Consider the following 15,663-nt stretch of genomic DNA (forward strand, 5'->3'; position numbering starts at 1 on the left):
CGTGCTTCACAGCGAGGGGCGGGTACTCAGGCAGGTTGGCGGTCGACCGGCTCGGCGACCGCCGGCGCCATCTCGTCCGACAGGCGCTCCGCGGGCAGGAACAGTGCGACGACCACGCCGCACGCGTAGACGAGCGCGAGCCCCAGGAAGATGGGCGCGAACACGTCGTGGTAGACGAGGCCGATCTCGTCCTGGACGGCTCCGGGGGTCGATCGCACCACCGCAGGTGTGAGGGTGGCGGCATCCAATCCCGCCGGAAGAGCGGCCGCGACCGAGAAGCCGATCACGCCTCCGACGAGCGCGGTTCCGACGGCGGCCCCGACCTGGCGCACGAGGTTCGTCGTCGCGGTGACCGCCCCGAGGTCGTCGAGAGACGCCGCGTTCTGCACGACCGCGAAGATCAGATTCGTGAAGGCCCCCGTGCCGATGCCGACCGCGGCCATGACCGCCATCGGCGCCCACAGCGGCACGCCCGCGGGAAGCACGGCCATCGTGAGCAGGCCGACCGCGGCGAGCGCGGTGCCCGCCACCGGGTAGAGCCGGTATCGACCCGACCGGCTGACGAGCCACCCCGTCAGCAGACTGCTGACGAGCATGCCGAGAACGGTCGCTATCGGGACGAGTCCCGAGACCGTCGCGGTGGTCCGGTACGCCATCTGCACGTAGGTCGGCATGTAGGCGACCACCGAGAACAGGCCGGCGCCGACGACGAGCGAGAGGCCGAGGCATACGAGGATCGTGCGGTTGCGCAGGATCCTCGGCGGCAGGATGGGGGCCTCGGCCCGGCGCTCGATGAGGACGAGGGCCAGGATGCCGGCAGCCGCCGCGACCGCGCACGCGATCGCCGCGGGGCGCAGGGCGTCGTCGCCGATCCACGTGACCGCGAGGATGAGAGCCAGGAGCGAGCCGGTGAACACGAGCGAGCCCGGCACGTCGAAACGGGGGTGGGCGCCGCCCGGGAGGCCCGGAACCGCCGTGAGCGCCAGGACGAGCGCCACGACGCCCACCGGGATGTTGATCCAGAACACCCAGGGCCAACTCGCGTAGTCGGTGATGAGGCCGCCGACCACCGGACCGACGACGATCGCGACGGGGAAGGCCGCACCGATCACGGCCATGTAGCGCGGTCTCTGACGCGGGGTGGTGACCCGGGCGACGATGGTCTGCGACATGAGCTGCAGCCCGGCGGAGCCGAGCCCCTGCAAGACCCGCGCGGCGAGGAGCCAGCCGAGGTCGGGTGCGAATCCGCACGCGAGCGAAGCGACGAGGAAGAGGACCAGCGAGACGACGAAGACGCGTCTGGGGCCCAAGACGTCTCCGAGCTTGCCGAGGACGGGGAGCATCACGGTGGCGGCGAGGGTGTAGCCGACCATGATCCAGCTCATGTGCTCGAGCGCGCCGAGGTCGCCGGCGATCGTGGCCAGAGAGGTGGAGACGACCGTGTGATCGAGGGCACCGAGGAACGACACCGCGAGCAGGGCCGCGACGAGAACGCGCAAGCGCGTGGGGGAGAGAGTCATGCGTGGGGCGCCGTACGACCGGGCGATCGACGCGACCGTATGTGCCGCTCCGGCTCCCTCACCGGGCGAACGGACCCGAAGGGCCCCGACGTCGTGCCCATCATAGCCCACTTATGTCGAAAATCAACATTAGAGCAGGGCGCGACTGAGCACCGTGGCGGCGCCGGAAAGCGCCTGCCCACCGTCGACACCGATCTCGGCTCCGGTGATGAAAGCCGCGGCACCCGAGAGCAGGAAAACCACGACCCCCGCGAGCTCGTCGACCTCGCCCGCGCGACCGAGCGGGATGATTCGCTCGTTCGCCGCGCGGAAGGCGGGTGGAGCGCTGGCGGTCATGGCCGTGTCGACGAATCCGGGGTGCACGAGATTGACGCGGATCCCGCGCGGCCCGAGCTCCGTCACGCACGCGTGCGTGAGGCCGCGGAGCGCCCACTTGCTCGCGGTGTACGCCGCCGTGTAGTGCCCCGTGAGTCCGGCGACCGAGCCGATGTTGACGATCGAGGAGCCGGCATCCATCGACGGCAGCAGAGCCTGGACGCCGAGCATGGCGCCCGTCACGTTCACCGCGAAGACGCGGTCCCAGTCGGCGCGCACGAGCGAGCCGATGCGGGCGCGATGGGTGATGCCCGCGTTGTTGACGAGACCGCGCACCCGGCGGCCCTCCAGTGAGGCGGCGAGCGCTGCCCAGCCCGCCTCGGACGACACGTCGAGACGGCGGTAGGCGATCGACCCCTCGGGGGCTGCCGCGAGAAGGTCGGCGGCCCCGTCGGCCAGGTCGACCGCGATGACCTCGGCACCCTGGCGGGCGAGGGCGAGGGCTTCGGCCGCCCCCTGGCCGCCCGCCGCGCCCGTGACGACGAAGAGGTTGCCGGTGACGCCGGACGTGCTCATCGCGACCGTGCCCGCGACCGCTCCCGCGCCCGGGCGACGGGCGGCGCCGCTACCCGCTCCCCTACGACGTTGACGACCTCGCCGACGCCCTCGATCGCCAGGCGCACCTCATCGCCCGGTTCGAGCGGGCGCGGGTCGAGGCCGCCGCGACGACCCCACAGCTCGCCGAGACAGCCGCCGTTGCCGACGGTCCCCGAGCCGAGCACGTCGCCCGGCACGACCACGGAATTGCGCGCGGCGTAGGCCACGAGCTCGGCGAACGGCCAGCCCATGTTCGACACGAGGTCGTGGCCGATCAGCTCGCCGTTGACGAACAGCTCCGCGCGCACGGCGAGGAAGCCGTCTTCGTCGACGAAGGGCTCCATCTCATCGGCCGTGACGATCCACGGCCCGAGGGTCATGGCGAAGTCCTTGCCCTTGGCGGGCCCCAGGCGCACCTTCATCTCGCGGGACTGCAGGTCGCGCGCCGACCAGTCGTTCATCACGGTGTAGCCGAAGATATGGGATGCCGCCGTCGTGGCATCCAGGTTCTCGCCGTCGGAACCCGGTACCGCTCCGATCACGACCGCCAGCTCGAGCTCGACGTCGAGGCGCTGTGTCTCGGGGATCGCGATGACGTCCCCCGTCGCCCGCACGGTGTGCGGGTTGGTGAAGTAGAACGTCGGCGCCTCGTACCACTCGGGCACGACCTCGCTCCTGCCGTCGACCGAGGCGCTCACGCCCTCGACGTGCTCCTCGAAGGCCACGAAATCGCGTATCGAGGCCGGCACGAGAGGGGCGAGCAGGTGCACCTCGGACAGCGACCTCGCGGCGGCGCGATCCCGACGTTCGAAGAGCGCCGACACCACCGACAGCCCCTGCGCCAAGACCTCGGCGACCCGCAGTCCGTCCGGGAACGGCACGACCGCGTCACCGTCGACGAAGCCCTCGCCCACGTCGGCGCCGTCTGTCCAGCGCGCGATCCTCACGCGTGCACCCGCGTGCGCAGCAGTTCGGCGGCGTTCCCGCCCAGGATGCCGGTCGTGTCGGCATCCGTCAGCCCCGCCCCGCGTACGAAGGCGACGGGCTCGTCCAGGCCCATGTCGAAGGGGAAGTCGCTCCCCAGCAGTACCCGGTCCGCTCCCGCCGCCTCGACGAGCCAGCGCAGCGCCCGCTCGTCGTGCACGACGGTGTCGAACCAGATCTTCGAAAGGTACGTCGACGGCGCATGCGCGCAGCCGTGCGCCTCGGGGCGCACCCTCCAGGCCCGGTCGCTCCGCCCGATCGCGGTCGGCAGATATCCGCCCCCGTGCGCGGCGATCAGACGGAGTCCCGGATGCCGGTCCAGCACGCCCGCGAAGATCAGGTGCGACAACGCGACGGCGTTCTCGGTGGGCTGGCCGACCGTGTTGGAGAGGTAGAACCGGTCGAGCCGCTCGTCGAGTGAGCAGCCGAAGGGGTGGAGGAACACCACGGCACGCAATTCGGCCGCCCGCGCCCAGAAGGGCTCGAGACGCTCGTCGCTGAGTTCGACCTCGCCCGCGAACGAGGAGATCTCCACGCCCGCGAGGCCCCGGCCGAGCACGGCGTCGTCGAGAGCGTCGACCACGAGGTGCGGGTGCTGCAGGGGCACGGTGCCCAAGCCCACGAGCCGGTCGGGCGCCTGCGCGACGTGCTCCGCGATGAGACGGTTCGCCTCGCCGGTCGCCCAGGTCGCGAGTCCTTCGTTCGCCCACGGGTAGAAGTGGTTCGGAGAGGGGCTTACCCATTGCCGGTCGACGCCCTGCGCGTCCATCGCGGCCAGGCGAGCCTCGACCGAGGTCAGCTTCGGGAAGCGCTCGCCGATCATGCGCCCCGAGGCCTGCAGGCTCGGCAAGCCGTTCCGGCGCAGCTCCAGGTCGGCCGCGGCCTGCACGTCCTCGGGCACCCGACGCTCGACCTCGGCGTGCAGGCCGGGCATCAGGAGGTGGGCGTGGACGTCGGTGACCTCGGGCGCACCCTGCTGCGGGACGCTCATGCGCGGGCCGCCGTCAGCTGCGCGACACCGAACATCAGGCCGCCCATGTCGGCGTCGCGGACGCCGTCGAGCTGCCACTGACCGAGCTGCACCGAGGCGTCGACGATGGCTTTCGCCCGCGCCACTCGGCGTTCGTGGAACTCGTCCCACAGCGTCTGGTCCACGGCATCCCGGTTCACGAGCAGCTCGCTGAGGACCGCCGCGTCTTCCAGTCCCTGGGCCGCGCCCTGAGCGATCGTGGGAGGGCAGCTGTGGGCGGCATCGCCGATGACGACGGCGCGACCGCGATTCCACGGGGCATCGACGAGGTGGCGCGTGAACCACGTGTAGTTGGCGTCGGCACCGGCCTCGATGTCGGCGCGGATGTGGTTCCACGGGCCGTCGTAGGCGCGCGACTGCTCGACCATGATGCGCCGCGCCTCCTCGGGCGAGGCGCTCGAGCGGTCCTGCGCCGCCTCGACGAGGAACGCGTACATGGTGTCGTCACCCGTGGGGGTGTAGCCCGCGATGTACATCGGCCCGCCGTAGTACAGCTCGCTGCGGTCGACCTCGGGAGGCAGCGAGACGAACGTGCGCCAGATTCCCATGCCCGTCTGCTCGGGAGAGACGTGGATGCCGATCATCTCGCGCACCGCCGAGTGCAGGCCATCGGCGCCGACGAGCACATCGAAGGTGCCCGTGGGCCGACCGTCGACCTCGACGGCGACGGCGTCGTCGGTCTGCGAGACGCCCGTCACACGGGTGCCGAAGTGCACGCGCGCGCCGGAGCGCTCGGCCTCGGCGAGCAGGATGCGGGCGAGGTCGGGGCGGGACATGCCCATGGTGGAGGGGTAGTCGGGGCCTCCGGTCTTGAGGTCGGGGAGAGCCGCGACGACGGGCGCCCCGGGGCCGGGGGCGCGGAGGTTCAAGCCCTCGAATGCCTTTCCGGCGGCGGCGATCTCGTCCCAGACGCCGAGCTCGTCGAAAACGCGCAGGGCGTTGCCCTGCAGCGTGATGCCCGAGCCGTGCGTGGACAGCGCGGGCTGGGCGTCGTAGAGGTCGACCTCGACACCGGCCTTGGCGAGGAAGATGGCGGTGGCAAGGCCAGCGACGCCGGCTCCGGCGATCGCGACTTTCTGAACGGCGGTCATGTCAGAACCTCTCTGTTCTGGGACGGGTGAAGGAATTACAGCAGAGCGACGGGGTTCACCGGCGACCCGACGGCCCCGGTGATCGGCAACGGCGGGGCCGAGAGCAGGAACTGCCACCGACCCGCGGCCGCGCAGTACGAGGCGAGCGCGTCGAGGTTCCACATCTCGCCGATCGTCAGACCCATGTTCGGGATGACGACCTGGTGCAGCGGTTGGAAGGCCGGCACGTCGAACTCGTTCGGACGCACCTCGAAGCCCCAGGTGTCGGTCGCGATCGCGGCGATCTCGGTGCGGTGCAGCCACCCGGCCGTGGTGAGCGAGAGTCCCGGTGCGGGGCCGCCCGCGTAGTCGCCCCAGCCCTCGCGGTGCGCGCGCGTGTAGTGGCCGGTGCGCACGAGCACGATGTCGCCTCGCTCGATCTCGACGCCCTCGGCGTCGGCGCAGGCCTCGAGGTCACCGACCGTGATCGCGTAGCCGTCAGCGAGTTCTCGGGTGTCGGGGGCGAGGTGACGGCCCAGGTCCAGCAGGACGCCCCGCGAGACGATCACGTCGGCCGCGTGTTCGATGCCGGTGACGAGATCGCCGTCGCTCGTCACGACGTCGCCCGCCCGGCGCCCGTTCCAGGCGTACCCGTGGTCGAAGATGTGACCGAGGCCGTCCCACTGCGTCGAGCACTGCAGGGGCATCGCGATGACGTCGTCGGCGCCGCCGATGCCGTGTGGGAAGCCCTGGTTGCCTCGCTCGGCATCCGTGCCCGTGTCGGTCATCGTGTGCACCGGGTTGGTGCGCCGGCGCCAGCCCTTCTGCGGCCCGTCGGTGTCGAAGCGCTGCGAGAGCGAGATCGAGACGCCGTCGCGCACGAGGGCCGCGGCCCGGCGACGCTTGTCGGCGTCGATGAAGTTGAGCGTGCCGAGCACGTCGTCCTCGCCCCAGCGGCCCCAGTTGCGGAACGCCTCGGCGCGCGCGGCGATCTCGGTCTCGGGATTCTGCCGGTCGAGGTCGGCCGGGTCCTCGGACGGGAGGGCCCCCGGAGCCGCGCCCGGTCCTCGCGCCGCGTCCGGTCCCTGAGCTGGTCGGAGGGTCACGACGCCGCCTCCCCCACGCACCGCACGACCTGGGTGCCGAGCGCACCGATGGTCCCCGTCATGACGTCGCCGTCGCGCAGGAACCTCTTCCAGTGCTGGCCGTTGCCGGCGGGGCTGCCCGTCAGCAGCAGGTCGCCCGGGAGCAGGGGGTGCGTCTGCGAGGCCGCCGAGACGAGCGCCGGGACGTCGAAGAGAAGGTCGGAGGTGTTGGCATCCTGCATCACCTGCCCGTTCAGTTCGAGACGTACGGGGGTGTCGGTCGAGTCGACGAAACGCGCGGGCACGAGCAGAGGCCCGGTCGGCAGGAACCCGGGGGCGTTCTTCGCCCGGTACCAGTCCGTGCCGATCTCCTTCATGTCCTTTCGGAACACGAGATCGCGCGTCGTGATGTCGTTGACGATCGTGTACCCGGCGACGTGATCGAGGGCCTCCTCACGCGAGACGCGGAACGCCTCGCGGCCGATCACGACGGCGAGCTCGAGCTCCCAGTCGTGCACCTCGCTGTAGCCCGGCAGCACCAGCGGCACGTCGTCGCCGACGACGCACGCGGTGAGCCCGATGAAGAAGTACGGCTCGCCGCTGCGGGCGCGCTCGTCCATCATCTCGGCGGCGAAGGAGTGCGCCTCTTCGGGCGTGCGGTCGGTGTTCTGCGTCAGGCCCGCGGCCACGAGCTGAATGACGTGCTCGCGGTAGTTGGCGCCGGTCTGCAGCACCTGCCGCGGCTCGACGGGCGCCGTGAGAGTGACAGCCGAAAGCGGATGCCACTCCCCCGGCGCTTCGGTCAGGCCTTCGATTCGATCCCAGTCGGGGTCGGCGAGGAACGCGTTCAGACCGCCTCCCAGCTCGGCGTCGCTGAGCGGGCGGATGCGGTCGCCGACCACGAGGCCGACGCGCACGGCACCCCCGTCTCGGAAGCGCGCGAGCGCGAACGGTGCAGTCGTCATGATGGTTCTCACTTTCCCCGACCGGGATCGACCCTCAGCCCCGACCCTCGACGGCGTAGGGGTTGAGCAGGGCGTCCTTGATCTCGTCGGGCACGCCCTCTTCGGTGGCGCTGGGGCCGTCGGCCGGCGGGAACGACTCGGTCATCGACATGGGCATGCGGCCGTTGCGGTAGAAGTTGTTCGACCCCTGCGACGGCTTCCAGGTGTTGGCCTCCCAGTCGGGCACGTAGTTGCGGTAGCCGCCGGTGTTCAGCTCGATGCGCAGGCTCGAGGGCTCGCGGTAGTAGAGGAACGTCTGCTCGCCGATCCCGTGAATGTTGGGGCCGTACTCGATGGGGATGCCGTTCTCCATGAGCGTGTCGGCCGCGATGAGCAGTTCTTCGCGGGTGTCGACCCAGAAGGCGTAGTGGTTGATGCGGCCGGCGCGGCTCGAGCCGTCGAGCACGACGCCGAGGTCGTGCGACTTCTCGTTGGTCGTGAGCACCGAGAACACCGAGATGGGGGCTTCGTCGAGCACGGTGCGCGCCATGAAGCGGAACCCGAGCGTGTCGACGTACCACTGCACGAACGCGTCGACGTCCTGCGTGGCGACGGTGACGTGGTCGAGCTGGCGCGGGGCTCCGGCGACGGGGCTGCGCTTCTCGGGGCGGTCGGGGAAGATCGAAGCCGTGTGCGGCTCGGCGCGGTGACGCTCGACGTCCCAGTGCAGGGTCATGTTGTGGCCGAACGGCCCGGTGAAGCGGAAGGCGCGGCCGATGCCGCGGCCCTCGAACCACTCGCCCTCGATACCGGCGGCCTGCACGCGCTTCGCGGCCTCCTCGAGGGCCTCGGCCGACGAGGTCCGCCACGCCATGGTCTCGAGCGAGGGCTCGTCGCCCTGGGCGACGACGACGGAGTACGCGTAGTAGTCGCCCCAGCAGCGGAGGTAGACACGGCCGTCTTCGCGGGCGACCTCGGTCAGCCCCACCTGATGGACGTAGAAGTCCACCGAGGCCTCGACATCAGGAGTCGTGATCGCGACGAACGACAGATGAGAGAGAAGCTTGATCATCTTCGATCCTTTCGGTGAATCGGGTCGTTCCGACTCTTCTTCCACTATCCGACCGAAGTCGATATCAGGGAATCCGATTCTGTGGATGCCGGGCATCGGCGTGAGTTATCCGCTGCCGTAGCGAGCGCGGACGGCTGGGGTGCCCTTCCGCGGACAGTCGGCCCCGCGTCCCACTTATGACGGTGCATGTCCCAGTTGTGGTCACTTGCGGAGCCGGCAACCGACCAAAAGTGGGACATGCTCCGGCGGGAGCGGGACATGACAGGCTCCGGCGGGAGCGGTCGCGCTCATCCGGGGAAGTGCGAGATGGCGGCATCGTCGGCCGCCAGCTCCGCGAGGTCGCTCAGCGCCGTGCCCGACTCGACGGCCTCCAGAACCCGGCGCAGCGCGAGACGCTCGGGGGATTCCCGCCGAACGGGCCGGATGCGGCGACCGTCCTCGTCATCGAAGGCCACCTCGCACAGCGGCGATGTGCTGTCGACGCGCACCTCGACCCGTCGCGGCCCGAGCGCCGTGGCGACCAGAGCGCCGCCCACCCCGCCGCCGATCGCGCGGGTGACACTCAGGCCGACGCCGTCCGGACCGCGCAGGGACATCGTCGTCGCCGCCGCTGTGTCGGCGCGACCGACGACGCTCAGCGGGCCGCCGGCGAGCACCCGCGCCCACCCGATCGCGTCGCGGAGGAGGGCCGTGGCATCCGTTCGCCCTCCCCACGCGTCGACCACGATGTGACGAGGGGCGACCGCCTGCGCCGTCGCGTCGGCGAACACGTCGGGCCGCAGGCGTCGACGGACGACCGCGACTGGAACGCCGATCACCCAGAGCCGCCCGAGGACGGCGGCCGGCAGCGGCTCGGGCTCGTCGACGATGAACGCGGTCGCATCGACCAGCCGTTCCCACCACGCGCCGCGCCCCGCGACGACGCGGACACCGTCGACGCCGACGCCGAGTCGCACGCGGGGCGCGAGCTCGGCCACCGCGGCGCGGTAGGCGGGGATATCCGTGCGCACCTCGATCGCATTCACCGTCCGACCTCCGCTCGCTCGGCGCCATCCGGCCCGGCCTCCTCGCGCACCGCCCCCGCCCGAACGGCCGCGGCCGCTCCGTCGGCGATCGCCAGCACGAAGACCGCGTCCGCGCGCAACTCGTCGTACTCCATCGCGGCCTCTCCGCGCAGCAGCGCGGCGAGCGCGCGCCACTCCACCTCGTAGCCGTCGCGACGGTCGATCGGGTATACCGTGTGCACCCCCTGGGCATCGCGAACCGTCGTGCGCGCCCCGCCGACGTGCACGAACGGCGGGGGGAATTCGACCTCGACTCGGGCACCCGCGGTGACGACGCTGACGCGCCAGAGCGAATCGGCACCCTCGGGGAGCATCACGGTCGTGAACCGGACGAGCGCGCCGTTCGCGCGCAGCGCCAGATCGAACCCCACGGGCGCCACCGGCCGAGCCCACACCAGGTCGGGCGCGGCTGGCACGAGGTCGCGGACGAGCGGCAGGTCGTGCACCCCGAGCCCGGCCACGAGCTGTCGCACGATCGCCGCGCTCTGCTCGGGATCGTCGCGGTCGAGCGGCGGGCGGTGCACGGGCGCACCAGCGGGAAGCGGCTCGCCCATCGTCACCGCGTGATACCGGTCGTTCGGCGACAGGCAGAGCGTCACCGTCACCGCCGCGATCCGCCCGTCGAGCGCACTCAGGTGGTGCGTCGCCCGCGTCCATGCAGGGTCGAAGAGGTGGTTCGTGCCGACGACGAGCAGCGCACCGACCGCGGCGCACTCGGCGACGAGACGGTCGGCCTCGTCGGCGGTGTCGGCCAGGGGCTTCTCGCAGAAGATCGCCCGTCGCCCCGCAGCCAGAGCAGCACGCACGTGCTCGGTGTGCCGTGCGGGCGGGCTGCAGATCGCCACGACGTCGACCTCGGGATCGGCGAGCAGCTCTTCGACCCCCGACGACGCCCGCGCTCCGAAGCGCTCCGCGATCAGGGCGGCTCGACCGCTACCCGCGTCGCTGACGTGGACGAGCCGGAAGTCACCGTCGGTGCGGGCGAGGGTGGGGGCGTGCAGAGCCGCCACTCCCGGCCCCGCGCCGATGATGCCCACGCCCCACGTCATCCTGGCCCCCTCGCCACTTCGGTGTGAATCACGCTGAAGTTAGAGACAAATGAACCATAGATCTCGCGTTTCCGGCAGTGGGCGGCTTGTCCTGTGTGAGGATCGACCCATGGCGAACGTGTCCACCCTCCGCTTCGGCGCACAGACCGACGAAGTCACGAGCCTGTTGCGCATCGTCAACATGGTGCGATCGGGCGACGCGGTCACCCGACCCGAGATCGGCCGCGTGACCGGGCTCGGTCGAGGAGTCGTCGCGCAGCGCGTTGACCGGGCCGTCGAGATGGGCTTCCTCGAAGATGCGGAATACGCCCCGTCGTCGGGCGGACGTGCTCCGCGCACCCTGCGCTTCCGCGCCGAGCGGGGGCGCATCGTCGTCTGCGCCCTGGGCGGCCAGCACATCCACGTCGGCGTGACCGATCTCGACGGCACGATCCTCGACGAGGCCCACCGCGCCTGGAACATCGCCAGCGGCCCCGAAGAGACCCTCGACACGGCGACCGCCATGGTCGACGACCTGCTCGCGTCCGGTGACGGGACCCCCGTCTGGGCCATCGTGGTCGGCCTCCCCGGCCCCGTCGACTTCGAGACCGGAAGACCGGTCGCCCCGCCGATCATGCCCGGGTGGAACGGCTTCGACGTGCGCGGGGCGTTCGAGCAGCGCTACGGCGCGCCCGTCTGGGTCGACAACGACGTCAACCTGCTCGCCGCGGGCGAGCGCGCGCGGCATCGCGACGAGGGCATCGATCTGATCTACTGCAAGGTCGGCACGGGCATCGGCGCGGGCCTCGTCTCGCACGGACGCCTGCACCGCGGCGCGAACGGCGCAGCGGGCGACATGGGCCACGTGCGCGTCCCCGGCGCCGAGCAGGTGTGCCGGTGCGGCAAGATCGGATGCCTCGAGGCCGTGGCCGGCGGGTGGGCCCTCGTGCGTGACGCGCACGAGGCGATCGAGCGGGGCGCCACCGGCGTCCTCGCCGACAGTGCGGCATCCGGGACCGACCTCACTCTCGAGAGCATCACTATCGCGGCCACCCGGGGCGACGCCCTGGCCACCTCCCTCGTGCAGACTTCGGCTCGACAGGTCGGCGAGGCGATCGCCGCCCTCGTGAACATGTTCAACCCGAGTCTCATCGTCATCGGTGGAGCCGTCGCCTCGACAGGCGAGCTGTTCCTCGCCGAGGTCCGCCACCGCGTCTACGAGCTCTCGCTCCCGCTCGCCACACGCGATCTGGTCATCCGCACCAGCGAGAGCGACGCCCGCGAACCGGTGCGCGGCGGCGTCGACCTCGCCCAGGAGCAGCTGTTCGAGGTGAGCCTGCCGCGCTGGTTCGCCGACGGCCGTCCGACGGTGGCGGCGGTGCACGGCCTCTTCGACTAACTTCTTTCTATTTCCGACATTAGTCGGTAGGTTGTGCGCGGAAGCGCTTCGTCCGAGGCGCCGCGACACGAGGACGTGTGCCCGCCATGACCCTTTCGGCTCTCCGCGACGATGCCCTGCGCGGCGTCGACGGCGCGACCCGACTGCGCCTCTCGCTGCCGTGGATCCGCTCGCTGCCCCTGTCGAGTCTGCTCGACCCGATCGTGCAGCTCGACGGCAGGGAGTTCGAGCCCGCGATCATCCTCGGCGAGCGTCGCCTCTCCCCCGATGCCCTGCCGCAGGAGGACGGCTGGTGGTACCTCCAAGACCGCGTCGTCCTCGAGATCCCGGGTGCCGTGAGCCCCGGCATCCATCAGGTCTCGGTCTCGTTCCGCCTGGAGATCCCCTACCTGCCCGGCGGGCCCGATGCACCCCTGCGCCTGCCCTTCGCGTTCACCCGCACGCTCGACACGGACGCCGTCGCCGCCGGTGTCGCGCGTGCCGTCGGAGGGACCACATGAGCCTCCCCGTCGGCTGGCAGCTCACCGCCAGCGCCTTCAACCTCACCCCCGAGGTGATCCGCGCCGAGCGGACCGCCCCCGACCTCGCCCTCACCTTGGTCGAGCGGGGCGTGGCCACGGGCATCGAGATCGAGCTCGGCCAGATGTGGCGCGGGTTCCCCGACCCTCCGCACCCCGACGCCCGCGCCTTCCGCGACCGGCTCGCCGCGGCGGGCGGACGCGTCAGCATCGTGGGCGTCAGCATCGACGAGTTCGACCGCGGCCGTCGACGCGCGGATGCCGAGCGCCGGGCGTTCCTCGAGCCGCAGCTGCGCGCCGCAGCCGCGGTCGGCGCCACGGGCGTCCGTCTGCCGATCGGCCAGGCCGGGGCCATCCTCGACAATCTCGTCCCCCTGCTCGAAGAGCTCGACCTCGTGCTCTACGAGGAGGCGCAGGGCCACGAGACGCCCACCGCGCGCCCGGCGGCCTATGACCGGATCGCCCAGCTCGACACCCCGCACGTGCGGCTGCTGCTCGACATCAGCATGCTCATGCCCGCGCTCCCCGTGACCTACCTCGATCGGCTCGAGCGCGGTGGCATCCGCCCCGATCTGCTCCGACGACTGCGCGACGAGTGGCGCGACCCCGCGACCCAGGACGCGGTCGTCGACCTCCTGCGCTCCGGGCAGGTGCCCGGGCCCGTGCACACCCTCTTCATGAACCTGCTCGTGCGCTTCGGACGCGCGCGGGCTTCCGATCTGGCATCCGTCCTCCCTCTTCTCGGTGCGGTGCACCTGAAGTTCTGGGACCTCGACGATGCCGACGACCGGATCTCCGACCCCCTTCGCGACGTGGGCGACGCCCTCGCCGCGACGGGCTTCACCGGCACGCTCTGCAGCGAGTGGGGCGGCCAGGAGTGGCTCGACGACGACCCGTGGGAGATGACGTCGCGTCATCTCTCGTTGGCCGCCGGCGCCCTCTCCGACCGTCACCCATCCGCACCCCTTCAGAGAGCGAGCACGCAATGACCGACCGACCCATCAAGTGGAGCTACATGGACCACTGGCGGGCCCAGGGCCCCGCCGGACCCTACGACCAGTGGCAGTCCAAGCTGGCGATGAAGCGCTTCCTCCAGCAGATCGCCGCCGTCGGCTTCGACGCGATCGACACCTTCGACTTCCGCATCTGGCAGATCTTCGAGCAGTACGGCTCGGTCGCGAACTACCAGGAGTTCGTGCAGGAGCAGGGCCTCGAGCGCATCGTCAACACGTTCCACGGCGTGTACTACTCCCCCGACCGTTACGCCCCCGAGGTGCCGGCCACCCACGGCACGATCCTCGAGGACTTCCAGCGCACGCTCGACATGTGGTCGGGCATCCAGCTCGACAACATCATCGTCATGCCCGGATCCCGCTACTTCGACGAGGCGGGGGTCCCCGACGACGGCCTCAAGCACGCGGCCGACATCTGGGGCAAGGTCGGCGAGCTCACGCAGCAGTACGGCGTCAACCTCACCTGCCACCACGAGTTCTACGCCGGCATCCGCACGCGTGATCAGATCGACCGCTTCTATTCGTACGCCGATCCCCGCTACGTGAAGTTCTTCGTCGACACCGCCCAGCACTGCATCGCCGACGTCGACCCGGTCGACGTATACGAGAAGCACCACGAGCGCGTGACGGGCTTCCACTTCAAGGACACCCGCCACAAAGACGTCAACGACGACTATCGGATGTTCCCGGATGCCGAGGTGTCGGCGAAGACGACCGAGAAATGGTTCTACGAGATGGGCACCGACGAGGGGCTGGTCGACTTCGAGGCCATGATGCGCTCGGTACGCGACAACGGCTACACCGGCTGGATCAGCGTTGAGCACGACAAGGCCGACAAGCTCGGCGGCGACTACGCCGAGAGCACCGCGATCTCGCGGTGGTACGCCAAGAACGTGCTCGACGGCATCTACAACGAGGAGGTCGCGCGATGAGCGACGTGCGCTGGGCCTACGCCATCAACCAGTGGGACACCAATATCGACTCGTTCGTGCGCACGCGCGAGCACGAGAGGGCCTTCAAGACGGCATCCATCAGCGGATTCCCGGGCGTCGAGCTGACCGCCGAGAGCTTCGGCGCGTGGGAACCGCTCGGCACTCCGCAGCAGCTCGCCGACCTCTACGGCTCGGTCGAGAAGTTCGGGGAGTTCCTCTCCTCGTGCGCGATCGAGGCCGTGAGCAGCTACGTCTACGACCCCGCCGTCGGGTTCGAGGTCGAGATGGGCCGCGGGCCCGACCCGCTCGACCCCGCCTCGGTCGAGCAGATCGTCCGCACCGCCCGGTGGTTCGCCGATGCTCTTCGCCGTCTCGGGGGCAGCGTGCTGGTCGTGCGCGCGGCGCCGTCGGCATGGCAGACGGGGGCCCTGTCCGCCGAGCAGATCGACGTGCTCGCGCGCCTGTGGAACGCCGTCGGAGAAGCGATCGCGGCGGACGGCATCGCGCTGGGCCTGCACGTCGACTTCCTCTCGGCGCTGCGGCTCGACGACGGCATCTCGCGCCTCCTCGAGGCGACGGATGCCGAGAAGGTCGGCCTCGCGATCGACACCGCCGAGCTCGCGATCGCGGGCATCGACCCGGTGGCTCTCTACCGCCGTCACGCCGACCGCGTCGTGCACGTGCAGCTGAAGGACGCCCGCGAGACGGTGGACGACGCCGAGGCGTCGACACCCCACGCGGAGCAGTTCATCCGCACCGAGGGCGGCGCGCGCAAGATCCTGCGCTGGTTCTACGAGCCGAGCGACGAACGCGCGCTGGTCGACTTCGAGGGCTTCGTGGGCGCCCTGGCCGAACACGGCTACCGCGGCTGGATCGTCGTCGAATCCGACCAGAGCCCTCACCCCGCCGAGAGCACGATGGTCGCTGGCTGGTACGTGCAAAAGGTGCTGCGGCCGATCCTGGAGGGCGCCCGCGTCGCCGGCTGACCGGCGATACCCCACCGTCCGTGGATCCCGCACGCCAGGCGTGCCGTCAGACGGAGTTCGCCCCCGACACGCCGCCGCGCTCGGCGGCAGGGCAGCGTGTCGGTCC

Annotated in this window: 15 protein-coding genes; 5 read left to right on the forward strand and 10 right to left on the reverse strand. The window is 70.9% G+C overall.

Going from position 1 to position 15,663, the window contains the following annotated elements:
• Positions 1–26: 26 nt before the first annotated feature.
• From DEU35_RS11150 to DEU35_RS11195, 10 genes are all read right to left on the reverse strand, one after another.
• Complete coding sequence (locus tag DEU35_RS11150) at positions 27–1,520, reverse strand: MDR family MFS transporter (protein ID WP_116239545.1); 1,494 nt, start codon at positions 1,518–1,520, stop codon at positions 27–29.
• A 129-nt stretch (positions 1,521–1,649) separates the two neighbouring features.
• A complete protein-coding gene (locus DEU35_RS11155) occupies positions 1,650–2,411 on the reverse strand; it encodes an SDR family NAD(P)-dependent oxidoreductase (protein WP_116239546.1) in 762 nt (253 codons plus the stop codon).
• On the reverse strand, positions 2,408–3,379 hold the full coding sequence (locus DEU35_RS11160; RefSeq protein ID WP_103207845.1) for a fumarylacetoacetate hydrolase family protein: 972 nt from the start codon (positions 3,377–3,379) through the stop codon (positions 2,408–2,410). Before DEU35_RS11160 ends, DEU35_RS11155 begins: the two co-directional genes overlap by 4 nt.
• Positions 3,376–4,407 carry an amidohydrolase family protein gene (locus DEU35_RS11165; protein ID WP_103207843.1) on the reverse strand — a complete coding sequence of 344 codons (1,032 nt, stop codon included), beginning with the start codon at positions 4,405–4,407 and terminating at the stop codon, positions 3,376–3,378. Before DEU35_RS11165 ends, DEU35_RS11160 begins: the two co-directional genes overlap by 4 nt.
• Positions 4,404–5,537, reverse strand: a complete 1,134-nt coding sequence (locus DEU35_RS11170) for an FAD-dependent monooxygenase (RefSeq protein WP_116239547.1) — start codon at positions 5,535–5,537, stop codon at positions 4,404–4,406. Before DEU35_RS11170 ends, DEU35_RS11165 begins: the two co-directional genes overlap by 4 nt.
• 35 nt (positions 5,538–5,572) lie before the next feature.
• Entirely contained in the window at positions 5,573–6,622 is a 1,050-nt protein-coding gene (locus DEU35_RS11175) for a cyclase family protein (protein WP_396652088.1), read from the reverse strand.
• Complete coding sequence (locus DEU35_RS11180) at positions 6,619–7,566, reverse strand: fumarylacetoacetate hydrolase family protein (RefSeq protein WP_116239548.1); 948 nt, start codon at positions 7,564–7,566, stop codon at positions 6,619–6,621. Before DEU35_RS11180 ends, DEU35_RS11175 begins: the two co-directional genes overlap by 4 nt.
• A gap of 34 nt (positions 7,567–7,600) precedes the next feature.
• Entirely contained in the window at positions 7,601–8,617 is a 1,017-nt protein-coding gene (locus DEU35_RS11185; protein ID WP_116239549.1) for a VOC family protein, read from the reverse strand.
• 287 nt (positions 8,618–8,904) lie between these two features.
• Positions 8,905–9,642 carry a hypothetical protein gene (locus DEU35_RS17180; protein WP_141378042.1) on the reverse strand — a complete coding sequence of 246 codons (738 nt, stop codon included), beginning with the start codon at positions 9,640–9,642 and terminating at the stop codon, positions 8,905–8,907.
• The gene (locus DEU35_RS11195) at positions 9,639–10,730 is read right to left on the reverse strand and encodes a Gfo/Idh/MocA family protein (RefSeq protein ID WP_103207832.1); all 1,092 of its coding nucleotides are present in this window, start codon (positions 10,728–10,730) and stop codon (positions 9,639–9,641) included. The genes DEU35_RS17180 and DEU35_RS11195 overlap by 4 nt, the downstream gene beginning before the upstream one ends.
• Before the next feature lie 109 nt (positions 10,731–10,839).
• On the opposite strand from DEU35_RS11195, the gene DEU35_RS11200 reads away from it, so the two are divergent.
• The 5 genes from DEU35_RS11200 to DEU35_RS11220 all read left to right on the forward strand — a co-directional run bounded on the left by DEU35_RS11200 (position 10,840) and on the right by DEU35_RS11220 (position 15,557).
• On the forward strand, positions 10,840–12,108 hold the full coding sequence (locus DEU35_RS11200; RefSeq protein ID WP_103207830.1) for an ROK family protein: 1,269 nt from the start codon (positions 10,840–10,842) through the stop codon (positions 12,106–12,108).
• An 86-nt stretch (positions 12,109–12,194) separates the two neighbouring features.
• Positions 12,195–12,608: a hypothetical protein gene (locus DEU35_RS11205; RefSeq protein ID WP_116239551.1), complete on the forward strand. Its 414-nt coding sequence runs from the start codon at positions 12,195–12,197 to the stop codon at positions 12,606–12,608.
• Positions 12,605–13,615: a restriction endonuclease subunit R gene (locus DEU35_RS11210; RefSeq protein WP_116239552.1), complete on the forward strand. Its 1,011-nt coding sequence runs from the start codon at positions 12,605–12,607 to the stop codon at positions 13,613–13,615. The genes DEU35_RS11205 and DEU35_RS11210 overlap by 4 nt, the downstream gene beginning before the upstream one ends.
• Positions 13,612–14,571, forward strand: coding sequence for a sugar phosphate isomerase/epimerase (locus DEU35_RS11215; protein WP_116239553.1), 960 nt, complete (start codon positions 13,612–13,614; stop codon positions 14,569–14,571). Before DEU35_RS11210 ends, DEU35_RS11215 begins: the two co-directional genes overlap by 4 nt.
• Positions 14,568–15,557 carry a sugar phosphate isomerase/epimerase gene (locus DEU35_RS11220; RefSeq protein ID WP_116239554.1) on the forward strand — a complete coding sequence of 330 codons (990 nt, stop codon included), beginning with the start codon at positions 14,568–14,570 and terminating at the stop codon, positions 15,555–15,557. The genes DEU35_RS11215 and DEU35_RS11220 overlap by 4 nt, the downstream gene beginning before the upstream one ends.
• The last annotated feature ends 106 nt before the right edge of the window (positions 15,558–15,663 follow it).

Origin of the sequence: Microbacterium sp. AG157 (assembly GCF_003385695.1) — a bacterium.
Taxonomy (GTDB): domain Bacteria; phylum Actinomycetota; class Actinomycetes; order Actinomycetales; family Microbacteriaceae; genus Microbacterium; species Microbacterium testaceum.